Source organism: Geodermatophilus tzadiensis, from assembly GCF_003002915.1.
GTDB lineage: Bacteria > Actinomycetota > Actinomycetes > Mycobacteriales > Geodermatophilaceae > Geodermatophilus > Geodermatophilus tzadiensis.
In genome coordinates, this window is record NZ_PVTG01000017.1 from 66,030 (window position 1) to 80,397 (window position 14,368).

Annotated in this window: 12 protein-coding genes; 8 read left to right on the top strand and 4 right to left on the bottom strand. The window is 74.4% G+C overall.

Annotation, left to right across the window (positions count from 1 at the left end; genetic code table 11):
• The first annotated feature begins 1 nt into the window (after window position 1).
• The 4 genes from LY71_RS19125 (at window position 2) to LY71_RS19140 (ending at window position 5,728) form a co-directional block, all read left to right on the top strand.
• A complete protein-coding gene (locus LY71_RS19125) occupies window positions 2–796 on the top strand; it encodes a type III pantothenate kinase (protein WP_106280662.1) in 795 nt (264 codons plus the stop codon).
• Window positions 797–845: 49 nt separating this feature from the next.
• Entirely contained in the window at window positions 846–2,348 is a 1,503-nt protein-coding gene (lysS, locus tag LY71_RS19130; RefSeq protein ID WP_106280664.1) for a lysine--tRNA ligase, read from the top strand.
• Window positions 2,349–2,516: 168 nt separating this feature from the next.
• Window positions 2,517–2,876 (top strand): histone-like nucleoid-structuring protein Lsr2, encoded by a 360-nt coding sequence (locus LY71_RS19135; protein ID WP_106280667.1) that lies wholly within the window; start codon window positions 2,517–2,519, stop codon window positions 2,874–2,876.
• A gap of 305 nt (window positions 2,877–3,181) precedes the next feature.
• Entirely contained in the window at window positions 3,182–5,728 is a 2,547-nt protein-coding gene (locus LY71_RS19140; protein ID WP_106280669.1) for an ATP-dependent Clp protease ATP-binding subunit, read from the top strand.
• 221 nt (window positions 5,729–5,949) lie between these two features.
• On the opposite strand, the gene LY71_RS19145 is transcribed toward LY71_RS19140, so the two are convergent.
• A complete protein-coding gene (locus LY71_RS19145) occupies window positions 5,950–6,837 on the bottom strand; it encodes an HhH-GPD family protein (RefSeq protein ID WP_106280671.1) in 888 nt (295 codons plus the stop codon).
• Window positions 6,838–6,914: 77 nt separating this feature from the next.
• Between LY71_RS19145 and LY71_RS19150 the strand changes: the two genes are divergently transcribed.
• Window positions 6,915–7,592 (top strand): MucR family transcriptional regulator, encoded by a 678-nt coding sequence (locus LY71_RS19150; protein ID WP_106280673.1) that lies wholly within the window; start codon window positions 6,915–6,917, stop codon window positions 7,590–7,592.
• Between the two features lie 58 nt (window positions 7,593–7,650).
• Here LY71_RS19150 and disA read toward each other — a convergent pair whose 3' ends face one another.
• The 3 genes from disA to LY71_RS19165 all read right to left on the bottom strand — a co-directional run bounded on the left by disA (window position 7,651) and on the right by LY71_RS19165 (window position 10,953).
• Window positions 7,651–8,739, bottom strand: coding sequence for a DNA integrity scanning diadenylate cyclase DisA (disA, locus tag LY71_RS19155; RefSeq protein WP_106280675.1), 1,089 nt, complete (start codon window positions 8,737–8,739; stop codon window positions 7,651–7,653).
• Between the two features lie 90 nt (window positions 8,740–8,829).
• Window positions 8,830–10,203 (bottom strand): DNA repair protein RadA, encoded by a 1,374-nt coding sequence (radA, locus tag LY71_RS19160; RefSeq protein WP_106280677.1) that lies wholly within the window; start codon window positions 10,201–10,203, stop codon window positions 8,830–8,832.
• A gap of 57 nt (window positions 10,204–10,260) precedes the next feature.
• Complete coding sequence (locus LY71_RS19165; protein WP_106280679.1) at window positions 10,261–10,953, bottom strand: copper chaperone PCu(A)C domain-containing protein; 693 nt, start codon at window positions 10,951–10,953, stop codon at window positions 10,261–10,263.
• Window positions 10,954–11,061: 108 nt separating this feature from the next.
• Here LY71_RS19165 and LY71_RS19170 point away from each other — a divergent pair, with 108 nt between their 5' ends.
• The 3 genes from LY71_RS19170 (at window position 11,062) to LY71_RS19180 (ending at window position 14,355) form a co-directional block, all read left to right on the top strand.
• Window positions 11,062–12,630 carry a cryptochrome/photolyase family protein gene (locus LY71_RS19170; protein ID WP_170121416.1) on the top strand — a complete coding sequence of 523 codons (1,569 nt, stop codon included), beginning with the start codon at window positions 11,062–11,064 and terminating at the stop codon, window positions 12,628–12,630.
• A gap of 88 nt (window positions 12,631–12,718) precedes the next feature.
• Complete coding sequence (locus tag LY71_RS19175) at window positions 12,719–13,342, top strand: RNA polymerase sigma factor (RefSeq protein WP_106280684.1); 624 nt, start codon at window positions 12,719–12,721, stop codon at window positions 13,340–13,342.
• Window positions 13,339–14,355: a hypothetical protein gene (locus LY71_RS19180; protein WP_106280686.1), complete on the top strand. Its 1,017-nt coding sequence runs from the start codon at window positions 13,339–13,341 to the stop codon at window positions 14,353–14,355. Before LY71_RS19175 ends, LY71_RS19180 begins: the two co-directional genes overlap by 4 nt.
• Window positions 14,356–14,368: the final 13 nt, after the last annotated feature.

Consider the following 14,368-nt stretch of genomic DNA (forward strand, 5'->3'; position numbering starts at 1 on the left):
CGTGCTGCTCACCGTCGACGTCGGCAACAGCCAGACCGTGCTGGCCACCTTCGACGGTGCCCGGCGGGTCGGGTGCTGGCGGGTGACCACGCACGCGCGGGCCACCGCCGACGAGCTGCGGATGCTGTGGCGCGGGCTGCTGCGCGACAGCGAGGTCACGGGGGTCTCGGCCTGCTCGACGGTGCCCGCGCTGCTGCCCGCGCTGCGCCAGCTGCTGGACTCCCTCGAGGTGCCGGTCGTGCTCATCGGCCCCGGCGTGCGCACCGGCGTCCCGCTGCACGTGGACAACCCGCGCGAGGTCGGCGCGGACCGGGTGGTCACCGCGCTCGCCGCGCACGAGCTGTTCGGCCGCCGGCCCGACGGCCGCGGCCGTCCCGTCGTGGTGGTCGACTTCGGCACCTCGACCAACGTCGACGCCGTCGGCCCCGACGGGCAGTTCCTCGGCGGCGCGCTGGCGCCGGGGGTGGAGGTCAGCCTGGAGGCGCTGGCCAGCCGCGCCGCGCAGCTGCGCTCGGTGGAGCTCACGGTCCCGCCCCAGGCGATCGGCAAGAACACCGTCGCGGCGCTGCAGTCGGGGCTGGTCCTCGGCTTCGCCGGCCTGGTCGACGGGCTGGTCGCCCGCATCGCCGCCGAGCTGGTCGGCCAGTTCGGCGCGGCCCCGGTCGTCGTCGCCACCGGGGGGCTCGCACCGCTGGTGGCCGACAGCTGCCGGTCGATCGGCGAGCGGGAGCCCGACCTCACCGTGCACGGGCTGCGGCTGGCCTTCGAGCGCCACCAGGCCGGCGGCCGCCGCTGACCACCGTCCGGGGGAGGTGGCGCGGCCCACGGCCGTAGGCTCGGGCGCCGTGACCGACGTACCCCCCGGCCAGCCGGACGACGAGCTCCCCGAACAGCTGCGGGTCCGCCGCGGCAAGCTCGACCGGCTGCGCGAGGCCGGCGTCGACCCCTACCCGGTCACCGTCCCGCGGACGACGTCGCTGGCCGACGTCCGGGAGCGGTTCCCCGACCTCGAGCCGGACACCCTGACCGGTGAGCGCGTGGGTGTCACCGGCCGGGTCATCTTCAGCCGCAACACCGGCAAGCTGTGCTTCGCGACGCTGCGCGAGGGCGACGCGGAGCTGCAGGTCATGCTCTCCCGCGACCGCGTGGGCGCCGACGCGCTGGACGCCTGGAAGGCCGACGTCGACCTCGGTGACCACGTCGTCGTCGAGGGCGAGGTCGGGACGTCGCGGCGCGGCGAGCTCTCGGTGTTCGCCGACTCCTGGCAGCTGGCGGCCAAGGCGCTGCGGCCGCTGCCGGTGGCGCACAAGCCGATGAGCGAGGAGCTGCGGGTCCGCCGTCGCTACGTCGACCTCATCGTGCGCGACGAGGCCCGCCGCACCGTCCGGCAGCGGGCGCAGGTGGTGGCCGCGCTGCGCGCCGGGCTGACCGGCCGGGGTTTCCTCGAGGTCGAGACGCCGATGCTGCAGACCGTGCACGGGGGTGCGGCGGCCCGGCCGTTCCGCACGCACATGAACGCCTTCGACCTCGACCTGTACCTGCGCATCGCCCCGGAGCTGTTCCTCAAGCGCTGCATCGTCGGCGGCCTGGAGCGGGTGTTCGAGATCAACCGCAACTTCCGCAACGAGGGCGCCGACAGCTCGCACTCGCCGGAGTTCGCGATGCTCGAGTTCTACGAGGCCTGGGCCGACTACTCCGACGTCGCGCGCACCACGCGGGAGCTGGTCCAGGAGTGCTGCGTGGCGCTGTTCGGCGACCACACCGCCCGCCACCACGACGGCACCGAGGTCGACCTGTCGGGGGAGTGGCCGCAGGTGCCGCTCTACTCGCTGGTCTCCGACGCCGTCGGCGAGGAGGTCACCCCCGAGACGCCGGTCGAGCACCTGCGCGCCCTGGCCGAGCGGCACGACGTCGGCGTCGACCCGGCCTGGCTGCCCGGCAAGGTCGTCGAGGAGCTGTTCGAGGCGCTGGTGCAGCACTCGCTGCAGGCGCCGACGTTCGTCGTCGACTACCCGGTCGACACCTCCCCCCTGACCCGCGCGCACCGTTCGACGCCCGGCCTGGCCGAGAAGTGGGACCTCTACATCGGCGGCATCGAGCGGGGCACCGGCTACTCCGAGCTGGTGGACCCGGTCGTGCAGCGCGAGCGGTTCACCCAGCAGGCGCTGCTGGCGGCGGCCGGTGACCCCGAGGCGATGGTGCTCGACGAGGACTTCCTCGAGGCACTGGAGTACGGGATGCCGCCCTGCGGCGGGGTCGGCATGGGCATCGACCGGCTGATGATGACGCTCACCGGTCTGGGAATCCGGGAGACGATCCTGTTCCCATTGGTGCGACCGCTGTCCTGAAACGGCACTGTCCCCGTATTCGCCGCGATTTCTCCCCCGGAATGGGCGGGTCACTGCGCGTGATTGGTGCGTCCGGTCGATTGTGTGGTCGAATGGCCGCAGAGTCCGGAGCAGACGGACGACAATCCGATACCGGCGCGATGCCGGAGAGTGCGAGGAACAGCGACAATGGCGCGTAAGGTACAGGTGATCCTGAGCGACGACCTCGACGAGGACCTGCCCGCCGACGAGACGGTGAGCTTCTCGCTCGACGGCACGAACTACGAGATCGACCTGTCGGAGAAGAACGCGAAGGAACTGCGCGACTCCTTCTCCCGGTACGTCCAGGCCGCGCGCAAGGTCGGCCGCGGCGGCGGTCGCGCCTCCGGTGGCGGCCGTTCCCGGGCCACCGGCGGCGGCGGTGGTGGCCGCATGGACCGCGAGCAGGCCGGCGCCATCCGCGACTGGGCCCGCAAGAACGGCCACAACGTCAGCGACCGCGGTCGCATCCCGGCCAGCGTCGTCGACGCCTACGAGGCGGCCCACTGAGGAAGGCCCCGCAGCGGGGCCGTTCGAGCACGCCACCGGTGGCCCGGTCCCCTCGAGGGGCCGGGCCACCGGCGTCCCCGGACACGGCGCCGTCCGCTGTCGGCGTAACCGGACCGGAACACCGTCCGGGCACCATCGGTTGACCAGGACAGCCACCCACCGCACCGCCGGTCGCCACCGACGGGACGGCGTGGTCCGTGACTACAGTGGAAGACCGGTGCCCCAGCGCGCCGACGGACGTCGGGTGCTCCTCCCCGCTCCTGGGGAGGACAGTGCCGGACCAGCCGGTCAGAGGAGATCAGCAGATGTTCGAACGGTTCACCGACCGAGCCCGTCGGGTGGTCGTCCTGGCCCAGGAAGAGGCCCGGATGCTCAACCACAACTACATCGGCACCGAGCACATCCTCCTGGGCCTGATCCACGAGGGTGAGGGTGTCGCGGCCAAGGCGCTCGAGTCCCTGGGCATCTCGCTCGAGGGTGTCCGCCAGCAGGTCGAGGAGATCATCGGCCAGGGCCAGCAGGCCCCCTCCGGCCACATCCCCTTCACCCCCCGGGCGAAGAAGGTGCTGGAGCTGTCGCTGCGCGAGGCGCTGCAGCTCGGCCACAACTACATCGGCACCGAGCACATCCTGCTCGGGCTCATCCGCGAGGGCGAGGGCGTCGCCGCCCAGGTCCTGGTGAAGCTGGGTGCCGACCTCAACCGCGTCCGCCAGCAGGTCATCCAGCTGCTGTCGGGCTACCAGGGCAAGGAGCCGGCCGCGGCCGGCGGCCCCTCGGAGGGCACGCCGTCGACCTCCCTGGTCCTCGACCAGTTCGGCCGCAACCTGACCCAGGCCGCGCGCGACTCCAAGCTCGACCCGGTCATCGGGCGGGCCAAGGAGATCGAGCGGGTCATGCAGGTCCTCTCGCGGCGGACCAAGAACAACCCCGTCCTCATCGGCGAGCCCGGCGTCGGCAAGACCGCCGTCGTCGAGGGCCTGGCCCAGGCGATCGTCAAGGGCGAGGTCCCGGAGACGCTGAAGGACAAGCAGCTCTACACCCTCGACCTCGGCGCCCTCGTCGCCGGGTCGCGCTACCGCGGCGACTTCGAGGAGCGCCTGAAGAAGGTCCTCAAGGAGATCCGCACCCGCGGCGACATCATCCTGTTCATCGACGAGATCCACACCCTCGTCGGTGCCGGTGCCGCCGAGGGCGCGATCGACGCCGCCAGCATCCTCAAGCCGATGCTGGCCCGCGGCGAGCTGCAGACCATCGGCGCCACCACGCTCGACGAGTACCGCAAGCACCTGGAGAAGGACGCCGCGCTCGAGCGCCGCTTCCAGCCCATCCAGGTCGGCGAGCCGACGCTGCAGCACACCATCGAGATCCTCAAGGGCCTGCGCGACCGCTACGAGGCCCACCACCGGATCAGCATCACCGACGGGGCCCTGGTCGCCGCCGCGACGCTGGCCGACCGCTACATCTCCGACCGCTTCCTGCCCGACAAGGCGATCGACCTGATCGACGAGGCCGGCGCCCGGATGCGGATCAAGCGGATGACCGCGCCGCCGGACCTGCGCGAGTTCGACGACCGGATCGCGACCATCCGTCGCGAGAAGGAGTCGGCGATCGACGCGCAGGACTTCGAGAAGGCCGCGTCGCTGCGCGACAAGGAGAAGCAGCTCCTGGGCGAGAAGGCCGAGCGCGAGAAGGCGTGGAAGGCCGGCGACATGGACGTCGTCGCCGAGGTCGACGACGAGCAGATCGCCGAGGTGCTGGCCAACTGGACCGGCATCCCCGTCTTCAAGCTCACCGAGGAGGAGACGACCCGTCTGCTCCGCATGGAGGACGAGCTCCACAAGCGGATCATCGGCCAGGAAGAGGCCATCAAGAGCGTCAGCCAGGCGATCCGGCGCACCCGCGCGGGCCTCAAGGACCCGCGTCGCCCCGGTGGCTCGTTCATCTTCGCCGGCCCCTCGGGTGTCGGTAAGACCGAGCTGGCCAAGGCGCTCGCGCAGTTCCTCTTCGGCGAGGACGACGCCCTCATCCAGATCGACATGGGCGAGTTCCACGACCGGTTCACCGTGTCGCGGCTCGTCGGTGCCCCTCCCGGTTACGTCGGTTACGACGAGGGTGGCCAGCTGACCGAGAAGGTGCGGCGCAAGCCGTTCTCGGTGGTCCTCTTCGACGAGATCGAGAAGGCGCACGCGGACGTGTTCAACACGCTGCTGCAGGTGCTGGAGGACGGCCGGCTCACCGACGGTCAGGGCCGGATCGTGGACTTCAAGAACACGATCCTGATCCTCACGACCAACCTCGGGACGCGGGACATCTCCAAGGCCGTGGGTCTGGGCTTCCAGGTCGGCAACGACACCCAGTCGAACTACGAGCGGATGAAGCTCAAGGTCAACGAGGAGCTCAAGCAGCACTTCCGGCCGGAGTTCCTCAACCGCATCGACGACATCGTCGTGTTCCACCAGCTGACCGAGGACGAGATCATCGAGATCGTCGACCTCATGGTCGCCCGCGTGGAGGGCCAGCTGGCCAACAAGGACATGTCGCTGGAGATCACGCAGGACGCCAAGAAGCTGCTGGCGGCCCGCGGGTTCGACCCGGTGCTGGGTGCCCGGCCGCTGCGCCGGACCATCCAGCGCGAGATCGAGGACGCGCTGTCGGAGAAGATCCTCTACGGGGAGCTGACCGCCGGTCAGATCATCGTGGTGGACGTCGAGGGCGAGGGTCCGACCGCGACCTTCACCTTCCGCGGCGAGGCCAAGCCGATCGACCTGCCCGACACCCCGCCGGTCGCCCTCACCGTGGGCGACGACGAGGACGGCCAGAGCGGCCCGACCTCGCTCAGGAAGGGCGAGTGACCCGCTAGCTGAAGGACCCCGTCCCACTCACCCCTCGCACGCTCGGGATGAGCCTCCGGACGGGGCCGCGAAGGGGCCGTCTCCCGCGAGGGAGGCGGCCCCTGTGCCGTTCCCGGGCCGGGGCCCGCGACGATCAGGTGACCTGATCGTCGCGCGTCCCACCCGACCGCCCACGGTCAGGTCGGACGCGCTGCGGTGAGGTCGGACGGCGGACGGCCCCCTCAGGCGGGCAGCGCGAACCGCCCGTCCTCGGTCTGCTCCACCAGACCGTCGGCCAGCAGCGAGTCCAGGCAGCGGGCGCGCTGGGCGGCGTCGTCCCAGGCCCCGTCGAGGGCGGCCGCCGCCACGGGGCCCTCGGCCGCCCGCAGGACGTCGAGCAGCCGGCCGCGCACCTGGCGGTCGGTCCCGGCGAAGCGCTGCACCCGGCGGGGCGGCCCGTCGGCGGCGGGGCACCCGGCCAGCCGCCAGGCGCAGCGGTCGCGCACCGGGCACACCGCGCAGCGCGGCGTCCGGGCCACGCACACCAGCGCCCCGAGCTCCATGGCCGCCACCGAGAAGCGCACCGCGCGGTCCCGGTCGGCCGGTGCCAGCGCCGCGACGTCGGCGAGGTCGGCGGCGCGCGCCGTCCCCGCCTCCGCGCGGCCGTGCACCAGCCGGGCCACCACCCGGCGCACGTTGGTGTCCACCACCGGCTGCGGCTGCCCGTGGCCGAAGCAGGCCACCGCCCGGGCGGTGTACGTGCCGATGCCCGGCAGCGCCTCCAGGGCGGCCACGTCGGCGGGCACGGCGCCCCCGTGCCGCTCCACGAGCGCGACGGCGGTCTCCCGGAGCCGCAGCGCCCGGCGCGGGTAGCCGAGCTTGCCCCAGGCGCGGATGACCTCCGCGGGCGAGGCCACGGCCAGGTCGGCCGGCGTGGGCCACCGGGCCACCCACGCCTGCCACACCGGCTCGACCCGGGCCACCGGCGTCTGCTGCAGCATCACCTCGCTGACCAGCACGGCCCACGGGTCCACGCCCGGCCGCCGCCACGGCAGGTCGCGCGCCGCGGTGTCGTACCAGTCGACCAGGGCGTCCCCGAGCCCGGGGGCCGGCGCGGCGGGGTCGTCCACGAGGGTTCAGTGTGCCTGCCCGGGACCGCGGCGTGCCGCGGAGGAGGGGGCAGTGGCCGCCGACTAGCGTCCTGTCCGTGCTGCACCCGGTCGGGCCCCTGCCCGCCGCCGTCTACTGGCGACGGCGGCTCCTGGTGCTGGTGCTGCTGCTGGCCGTCCTCGGCGGGGCCGGGTGGCTCGGCGTGTCCCTGCTGGGCGGCTCGGACGGCGACGCCGCGGCCGCCGAGGCGACGGCGACGACCACCACCGCCCAGCCGCCCGCCCTCGACCGCGTCGTCCCCTCGCTGGCCAGCGTGCGGACCCCCACGCCGCCGCCCACCGAGGCCCCGGAACCGGCCGAGCCGTCGGCGCCGGAGCAGGAGGCCGGTGCACCCTGCGGCGACGACGTCGTGGCCCTGGAGGTCCGCACGCCCGGCTCGGTGCCCGCGGGCTCCCAGCCGGTCCTCGAGCTCGTCGTCACCAACACCTCCGACGTGCCCTGCACCCGCGTACTGGACGAGGAGCTGCAGGAGATCGTGCTGCTCGACGCGGCCGGGACACGCCTGTGGGGCAGCAACGACTGCTTCCCGGAGCAGAGCGACGACACCCGCACCCTGGCGCCGGGTGAGCAGGTCGTGTTCCCGCTGACCTGGGGTGGGCTGACCAGCGAGCCGACGTGCAGCGCGGAGCGCGTGCCGGTCGGGCCCGGGCAGTACGTGCTGCGCGCCCGGCTGGACACCAAGACCAGCCCGGACGCCGCCCTCGAGGTCACGTGACGGACCTCCCTGCCCCCCACCCCTCGCAGGCTCGGGGCGGGCTCCTGCAGGGAGCCCGTCAGCTGTAGCGGTCGAGGATCGAGGTCTCGGCCAGCCGGGACAGGCCCTCGCGGATGCCGCGGGCGCGGGCCTCACCGACGCCCTCGACGGCCAGCAGGTCCTCGATGGTGGCCGCCAGCAGCTTCTGCAGGCCGCCGAAGTGGTCGACCAGCCGGTCGATGATCCCGGACGGCAGCCGGGGCACGCGCGCCAGCAGCCGGTAGCCGCGGGGGCTGACGGGGGAGTCGAGGGCCTCGGCCGAGGTGGGCAGTCCGTAGCAGCGGGACACGGCCGAGAGGTCCAGCAGCTCGGTGGCCGACAGCGCCCGCAGGTCGGTGAGGACCTGCTCGATGCTGCGCGGCCGCCGCCCGCCCCCGCCGGGCAGGTAGTCGCGGACCAGCAGTGCGCGGTCCTCCTCGACCCCGGCGAGCATCTCGTCGAGCTGCAGGGCCAGCAGCCGGCCGTCGGTGCCGAGCTCGACGACGAAACCCTCGATCTCGTCGGCGATCCGGCGCACCATCTCCAGCCGCTGGCTGACGCTCATCGCGTCGCGGATGGTGACCAGGTCCTCGATCTCCAGCGCCGACAGGGTGCTCGCCACCTCGTCGAGGCGCAGCTTGTAGCGCTCCAGCGCGGCCAGCGCCTGGTTGGCGCGCGCGAGGATCGTCGTCGGGTGCTCGAGGGTGTAGCGCCGGCCGGCGACGTAGACGCTGATGATGTGCATCGACTGGCTGACCGAGATGACCGGGAAGCCGGTCTGCACGGCCACCCGCTCGGCGGTGCGGTGCCGGGTGCCCGACTCCTCGGTGGGCACCGTCGGGTCGGGCATGAGGTGCACGCCGGCGCGCACGATGCGCAGCCCGTCGGAGGACAGGATGACCGCGCCGTCCATCTTGGCCAGCTCGCGCAGCCGGGTGGCCGACAGCGCCACGTCGAGGGCGAACCCGCCGGTGCAGATGGACTCCACGACCCGGTCGTAGCCCAGCGCGATCAGCGCTCCGGTGCGCCCGGCCAGGATGCGCTCCAGCCCGTCGCGCAGCGCCGTCCCGGGGGCGATGCGGCCGAGGAGCTCCCGGAGGGCGACCTCGGAGTCCACAGCGGGCGGCACGGGCGCTCCTGACGTCGACGTGGTACGGCGGCTGAGTCTACGTGGCACGCCGGTCGGCCGGTCGCGAGCGGGGTGCGGGGGCCGGCCGGCTCACCCCGGGAACAGCGAGGACAGCGCCGCGCCGAGGTCGGGGACCTCCATCAGCCGGATGCCCTTGGGCGCGGGGCCGGCGTCGGGCGGCACCAGGGCCAGGCGGTAGCCCTGCCGGGCGGCCTCGGCCAGCCGCCGGCCGGTGCCGCCGACCCGGCGGATCTCGCCGGACAGCCCGACCTCGCCCAGCGCGATCATGCCCTCGGGCAGGGGGGTGTCCCGGGACGCCGACGCGATGGCCAGCGCCAGCGCCAGGTCGGCCGCGGGCTCGGCGATCTTCACCCCGCCCACGGAGGCGGCGAACACGTCGGCGTCGGCCAGCCGCACCCCGCCGCGCCGCTCGACCACGGCGTTGACCATGGCCACGCGCTGGGAGTCCAGCCCGCTGACCGCCCGCCGCGGGGACCCGCCGCCGGCGCTGGTGGCCACGAGCGCCTGGACCTCGGCCAGCAGCGGCCGGCTGCCCTCCATCGTCACGGTGACGCAGCTGCCCGGCACCGCGGCGGTGCGCCGGGAGACGAACAGGTGCGAGGGGTCGGGGACGCCGACCACGCCGGCGTCGCCGATCTCGAAGCAGCCGATCTCGTCGGCGGGGCCGAACCGGTTCTTGGTGGCCCGCACCAGGCGCAGCGTCGAGTGCCGCTCGCCGTCGAAGGAGACGACGACGTCGACGAGGTGCTCCAGCGACCGCGGGCCGGCGATCGCCCCGTCCTTGGTGACGTGACCGACCAGGATGGTGGTCATCCCGCGCGACTTGGCGACGGCGGTGAGCGCGGTGGCCACCGCCCGCACCTGGGTGGCGCCGCCGTCGGTGCCGTCGACGGCGGGGGAGCGGACGGTCTGCACGCTGTCGAGGACCAGCAGCGACGGGGCCACCTGCTCGACGTGGGCCAGCACCGCCGACAACTCGGTCTCCGCGGCGAGGTAGAGCCGGTCGTGCAGGGCGCCGATCCGCTCGGCGCGCAGCCGGACCTGGGCCGCGGACTCCTCCCCGGAGACCACCAGGGTCGGCCCGTTGCCCGCCGCGACCCGGTGGGCGACCTCGAGCAGCAGCGTGGACTTGCCCACCCCGGGCTCGCCGGCGACCAGGACCACCGCGCCGGGCACCAGCCCGCCGCCGAGCACCCGGTCGAACTCGGGGATGCCGGTGGGGACGGCCCGCGCGCCGGTCAGCTCGACCTGGCCGATCGGCCGGGCGGGAGCGGTGACCGGGCCGGCCGCGACCGAGCGGAGCGCGGCGGCGGGCGGGCCGGCCTCCTGCAGGGTGCCCCAGGCCTGGCACTCGGGGCAGCGGCCGACCCACTTCGCCGAGGCGTAGCCGCACTCGGTGCAGCGGTGGGCGGGACGAGCGGCCTTCACTCCGGACGGGGGCATGCCGCCACGGTAGGTGCGGCTACCGACACTCCGGGGGAGGACGCAGGGGAGCTCGCGTCACTCCGCCTCGGTGTTGGGCTCGTCCGACTCCTCCTCGGTGTCGAAGTGGAACGGCTCGCCGCGCTCGACCTCCTCCTCGGGCGAGGAGACGACCGCCTGCACGGTGATGTCGCCGGCCTGCTCGAAGGTGAACGTCAGCGTCAGGTTCTGCCCGGCCGTGAGCGGCTCGGCGAGGTCCTGCAGGGTGATCGTCGCGCCGTCCTCGCGCCCGATGTACAGCGCGGTGTCAGCCGGGATGTCCAGCGCCAGTTCCGAGGACGCCGTCGGGGAGGCGCTGGTGGGCGTGGCCGCGGTCGGCGGCGCGGCCGGGGTGGCGCCGGTCGTGCCGGGCGTCGGCGTGGCCGTGGGCTGGTTGCCCGCCGGGGAGGACGGCGAGGGCGTGGGGCCGGTGGCGGCCACCTGCAGGCCGCTGAAGCCCTCGCCCTCGATGCCGGTGAGGGTGTCGTCGGCGTTCGAGGCGTTGACGATCGTGACGATCAGCTCGGCGTCGTCCCCCTCCTCGTACTGCCCCTCCTCGGGGTAGGCGAGCAGCACCTGGCGCAGCAGGACGTCCTCGACCTGCGCCTGGGGGCCGACCTTGTCGCGGTCCTGCGTGCCGGTCTGGGACACCTGCCCGGCGCTGCAGGCACCGAGGGCGACCGGGGCGATCACGAGGGCACCCATCACGGCGGCGCTCTTCGCGCGGTTCACAGCGGTCGACCTCCAGCGGGAACACGTGCCGGCCACCGTGCGGATCGGTGGCCCAAGTCGCGCCGAGCCTAACGGTCGACCCACCATGTCCGCCGGGAGGTGAGGCAGTTGGAGCGACCGCGGACCGGCGGTCCCGGCGCCGAGGAGCGCGACCCGGCGCTGGCCGACTTCCCCGAGCGGTCGCCGGGCACCCGCCGCTGGCTGTTCGCCGACCAACTCGGCCCGCACTTCCTCGACTCCCCCGACCAGCCGGTGCTGCTCGTCGAGTCGAAGGCCGTGTTCGCCCGCCGCCGCTTCCACCGGCAGAAGGCCCACCTGGTGCTCTCGGCGCTGCGCCACCGGGCCGCCGAGCTCGGCGAGCAGGCGCACCTGCACCGGGTCACCACCTACGCCGAGGCCCTCGACCGCTACGACGAGCCGCTGAGCGTCTGCGCGCCGACCACCTGGAGCAGCCGCGACTACGTCCTGCGCCGCCGCGACCTGCAGGTGCTCGCCGCGCGCGGGTTCGTCAGCAGCCAGGGCGACTTCGCCCGCTGGGCCGAGGGTCGCGGGGGCCGCCGGCTGCTGATGGAGGACTTCTACCGCGACGCCCGCCGCCGGCTCGGCGTGCTCATGGACGGCGCCGAGCCGCTGGGCGGGCGGTGGAACTACGACCAGGAGAACCGCGAGCCCGCGCCGCGCGACGGCCGCTCGCCGGCGCCCGAGCCGTGGTGGCCGGCCGAGGACGAGATCGACGAGCAGGTGCGCGCCGACCTCGACCGCTGGGAGGCCGACGGCGAGGTCTCCTTCGTCGGCGACGACGGCCCGCGGCTGTTCCCGGTCACCCGTGAGGAGGCGCTCACCCGGCTGCACGACTTCCTCACCCAGCGGCTGGGCGCCTTCGGCCCGCACGAGGACGCGATGCTCGCCGGTGAGCGCTGGCTGGCCCACTCGCTGCTGTCGCCGGCGATGAACCTCGGCCTGCTCGACCCGCTGGAGGTGGTGCACGCCGCCGAGGACGTCGCCCGGGCCCGCGCCGCCGACGGCGACCCGCTGCCGCTGAACTCGGTCGAGGGCTTCGTCCGGCAGGTCATGGGCTGGCGCGACTACATCTGGCACACCTACTGGCACTTCGGCCGGCACTACCGGCACGCCAACGTCCTCCGCGCGACCGAGCCGGTGCCCGCCTGGATGGCCGACCTCGACGACACCGCCGTCGACGCCGCCTGCCTGTCCGGCGTGCTCGGCGACCTGCGCCGCGACGGGTGGGTGCACCACATCCCGCGGCTGATGGTGCTCGGCAACTACGCGCTGCAGCGCGGCATCGACCCCCTGGCGATGACCGACTGGTTCCACCGCACCTTCGTCGACGGCTACGACTGGGTGATGGTCGCCAACGTCGTCGGCATGAGCCAGCACGGCGACGGCGGCGCGCTGGCCACCAAGCCCTACGCCGCCGGCGGCGCCTACATCGACCGGATGAGCGACTACTGCCGCGGCTGCCCCTACGACCCGCGGCAGCGCCTGGGCGAGGACGCCTGCCCCTACACCGCCGGCTACTGGGCCTTCCTCGAGCGCAACCGCGAGCGGCTGGCCGGTAACCAGCGGATGCGGCGCCCCCTGCAGGGCCTCGACCGGCTCAAGGACCTCCCGCTGGTCGTCGAGCAGGAGGCCGCCCGCGGCACCAGCCCGCCCTGACCGCCTCCCCTGACCGGGGGACGGCGGTCCAGTTCCGGCCCGCACCTGCCGATGCCACCTCCGCACGGAGGAACGGCAGGAGGTGGCGATGGCGACGGGGCCGGCGTTCGACGACGTCCTCGCGGCGGCCCAGGCGGGCGCCGCGTGGGCCTTCGAGGTGCTCTACCGGGACCTCTCCCCGGCGGTGACCGGCTACCTGCGGCTGCACGGCGCCGCGGACGCCGACGACCTGGCCAGCGAGACGTTCCTCGCGGTCTTCCGCGGTCTCGGCGGCTTCTCCGGCGACGAGGCCGCGCTGCGCTCGTGGGCGTTCACCATCGCCCACCGGCGGCTGGTCGACGAGTGGCGCCGGCGCAGCCGCCGTCCGCAGCTGGTCGACGACGCCGGCGACGCGCCGCCCGAGACGCCCGGCGGGGACGTGGAGGACGACGTCCTGGTCCGGCTGGGCACCGAGGCGGTGCACCGGATGTGCGCCGACCTGCCCGCGGACCAGCGCTCGGTGCTGCTGCTGCGGGTGCTCGCCGACCTCACCGTCGAGCAGGTCGCGGACGTGATGGGCCGCTCGGCCGGCTCGGTCAAGGCGCTGCAGCGACGCGGGCTGCGGACGCTGCGCGCCCGCCTCGAACCGGCCGGGACCCCCCGGACGGGTGAGACGGCCGTGGCGGCGCGCGCACCCTTCTCGGCCCGCCCGGCGATGACGGGAGCGAGATGACCACGCCAGCCGACGCCCGGACCGACGAGGACGCCTTCGCGGCCTGCCTCGCCGGGCGGCCCGTGCCCGCGGGCGCCGCGCACCTGACCGCGTTCACCGACGCGGTCCGGGCCGGTGCCACCGCCCCCGGGCGGCCCTCCGCGGCCCTGGCCGAGCTGCTGGCCACCGGTCTGCTCACCGACCAGTCGGACCCGTCCACGCGGACGACCGGGCAGCCCGCCCGGGCCTCACGGAAGAGACCCCGCATGATCCTCAGCACCCTCACCGCCAAGCTCGCCGCCGCCGGCATCGCCGCCAAGTGCGCCGCCGCCACCGGAGCCGTCGCCCTCGCCGTCACCGGCGCGGTGACGACCGTCGCGGTCGTCGACCAGCCCCCCGCCGTCTCCCAGCCTGCCGAGGGCGGCAGCGGCGACACGGTGACCAGCACCCAGCCTGATGCCACCCCTGTGGCCCCAGACGCCGATGACGAGGTCTCGGACGCCGACGACGAGGTCCCCGCCGCCGATGACGAGGTCCCCGGCGGAGAGTCCGAAGAGGAGTCCGGCGACGACTCCGGGGCGCCCCTCGAGGTCGCGACCGAGCAGCCCGTCGTCACCGACCCGCCACTGTCCGAGTCGGGTCTGACCGAGCAGCAGTGGGTTGCCGGCCCGGCCCCGGACCAGTCGTTCGGCGCCTGGGTCAGCGAGGGTGCGCACATGGGCTGGGCCACCGGGGAGCGCGTCAGCCAGGCTGCCCACCTGCGCAACGCCGACCGGCAGACCGCCCGCGAGGCGGCCCGGGCGGCCACCCCGGCACCGGTCCCGGCCCCAGCCCCCGTCCTGGCCCCGGCGCAGGCTCCCCAGCAGCCCGCCGCGACGGCCCCGGTCGCCCCGGCGCAGGCGGCCCCGGCCCCCGCTCCGGCGCCCGCACCGGCCGCGACCCCCGGGAACGCCGGCGGCAACGGCAACGGCAACGGTGGTGGCAACACCAACGGCGGTGGCAACGGGAACGGTGGCGGCAACGGCCGCAAGTGAGCCAGGGCGGGGC

Bases quoted from the DNA above. Each gene is read 5' to 3' on its own strand.
- radA (WP_106280677.1), bottom strand. From the start codon at position 10,203: ATGCCCCCGTCCGGAGTGAAGGCCGCTCGTCCCGCCCACCGCTGCACC.
- LY71_RS19135 (WP_106280667.1), top strand. From the start codon at position 2,517: ATGGCGCGTAAGGTACAGGTGATCCTGAGCGACGACCTCGACGAGGAC.
- LY71_RS19180 (WP_106280686.1), top strand. From the start codon at position 13,339: ATGACCACGCCAGCCGACGCCCGGACCGACGAGGACGCCTTCGCGGCC.
- LY71_RS19140 (WP_106280669.1), top strand. From the start codon at position 3,182: ATGTTCGAACGGTTCACCGACCGAGCCCGTCGGGTGGTCGTCCTGGCC.
- LY71_RS19175 (WP_106280684.1), top strand. From the start codon at position 12,719: ATGGCGACGGGGCCGGCGTTCGACGACGTCCTCGCGGCGGCCCAGGCG.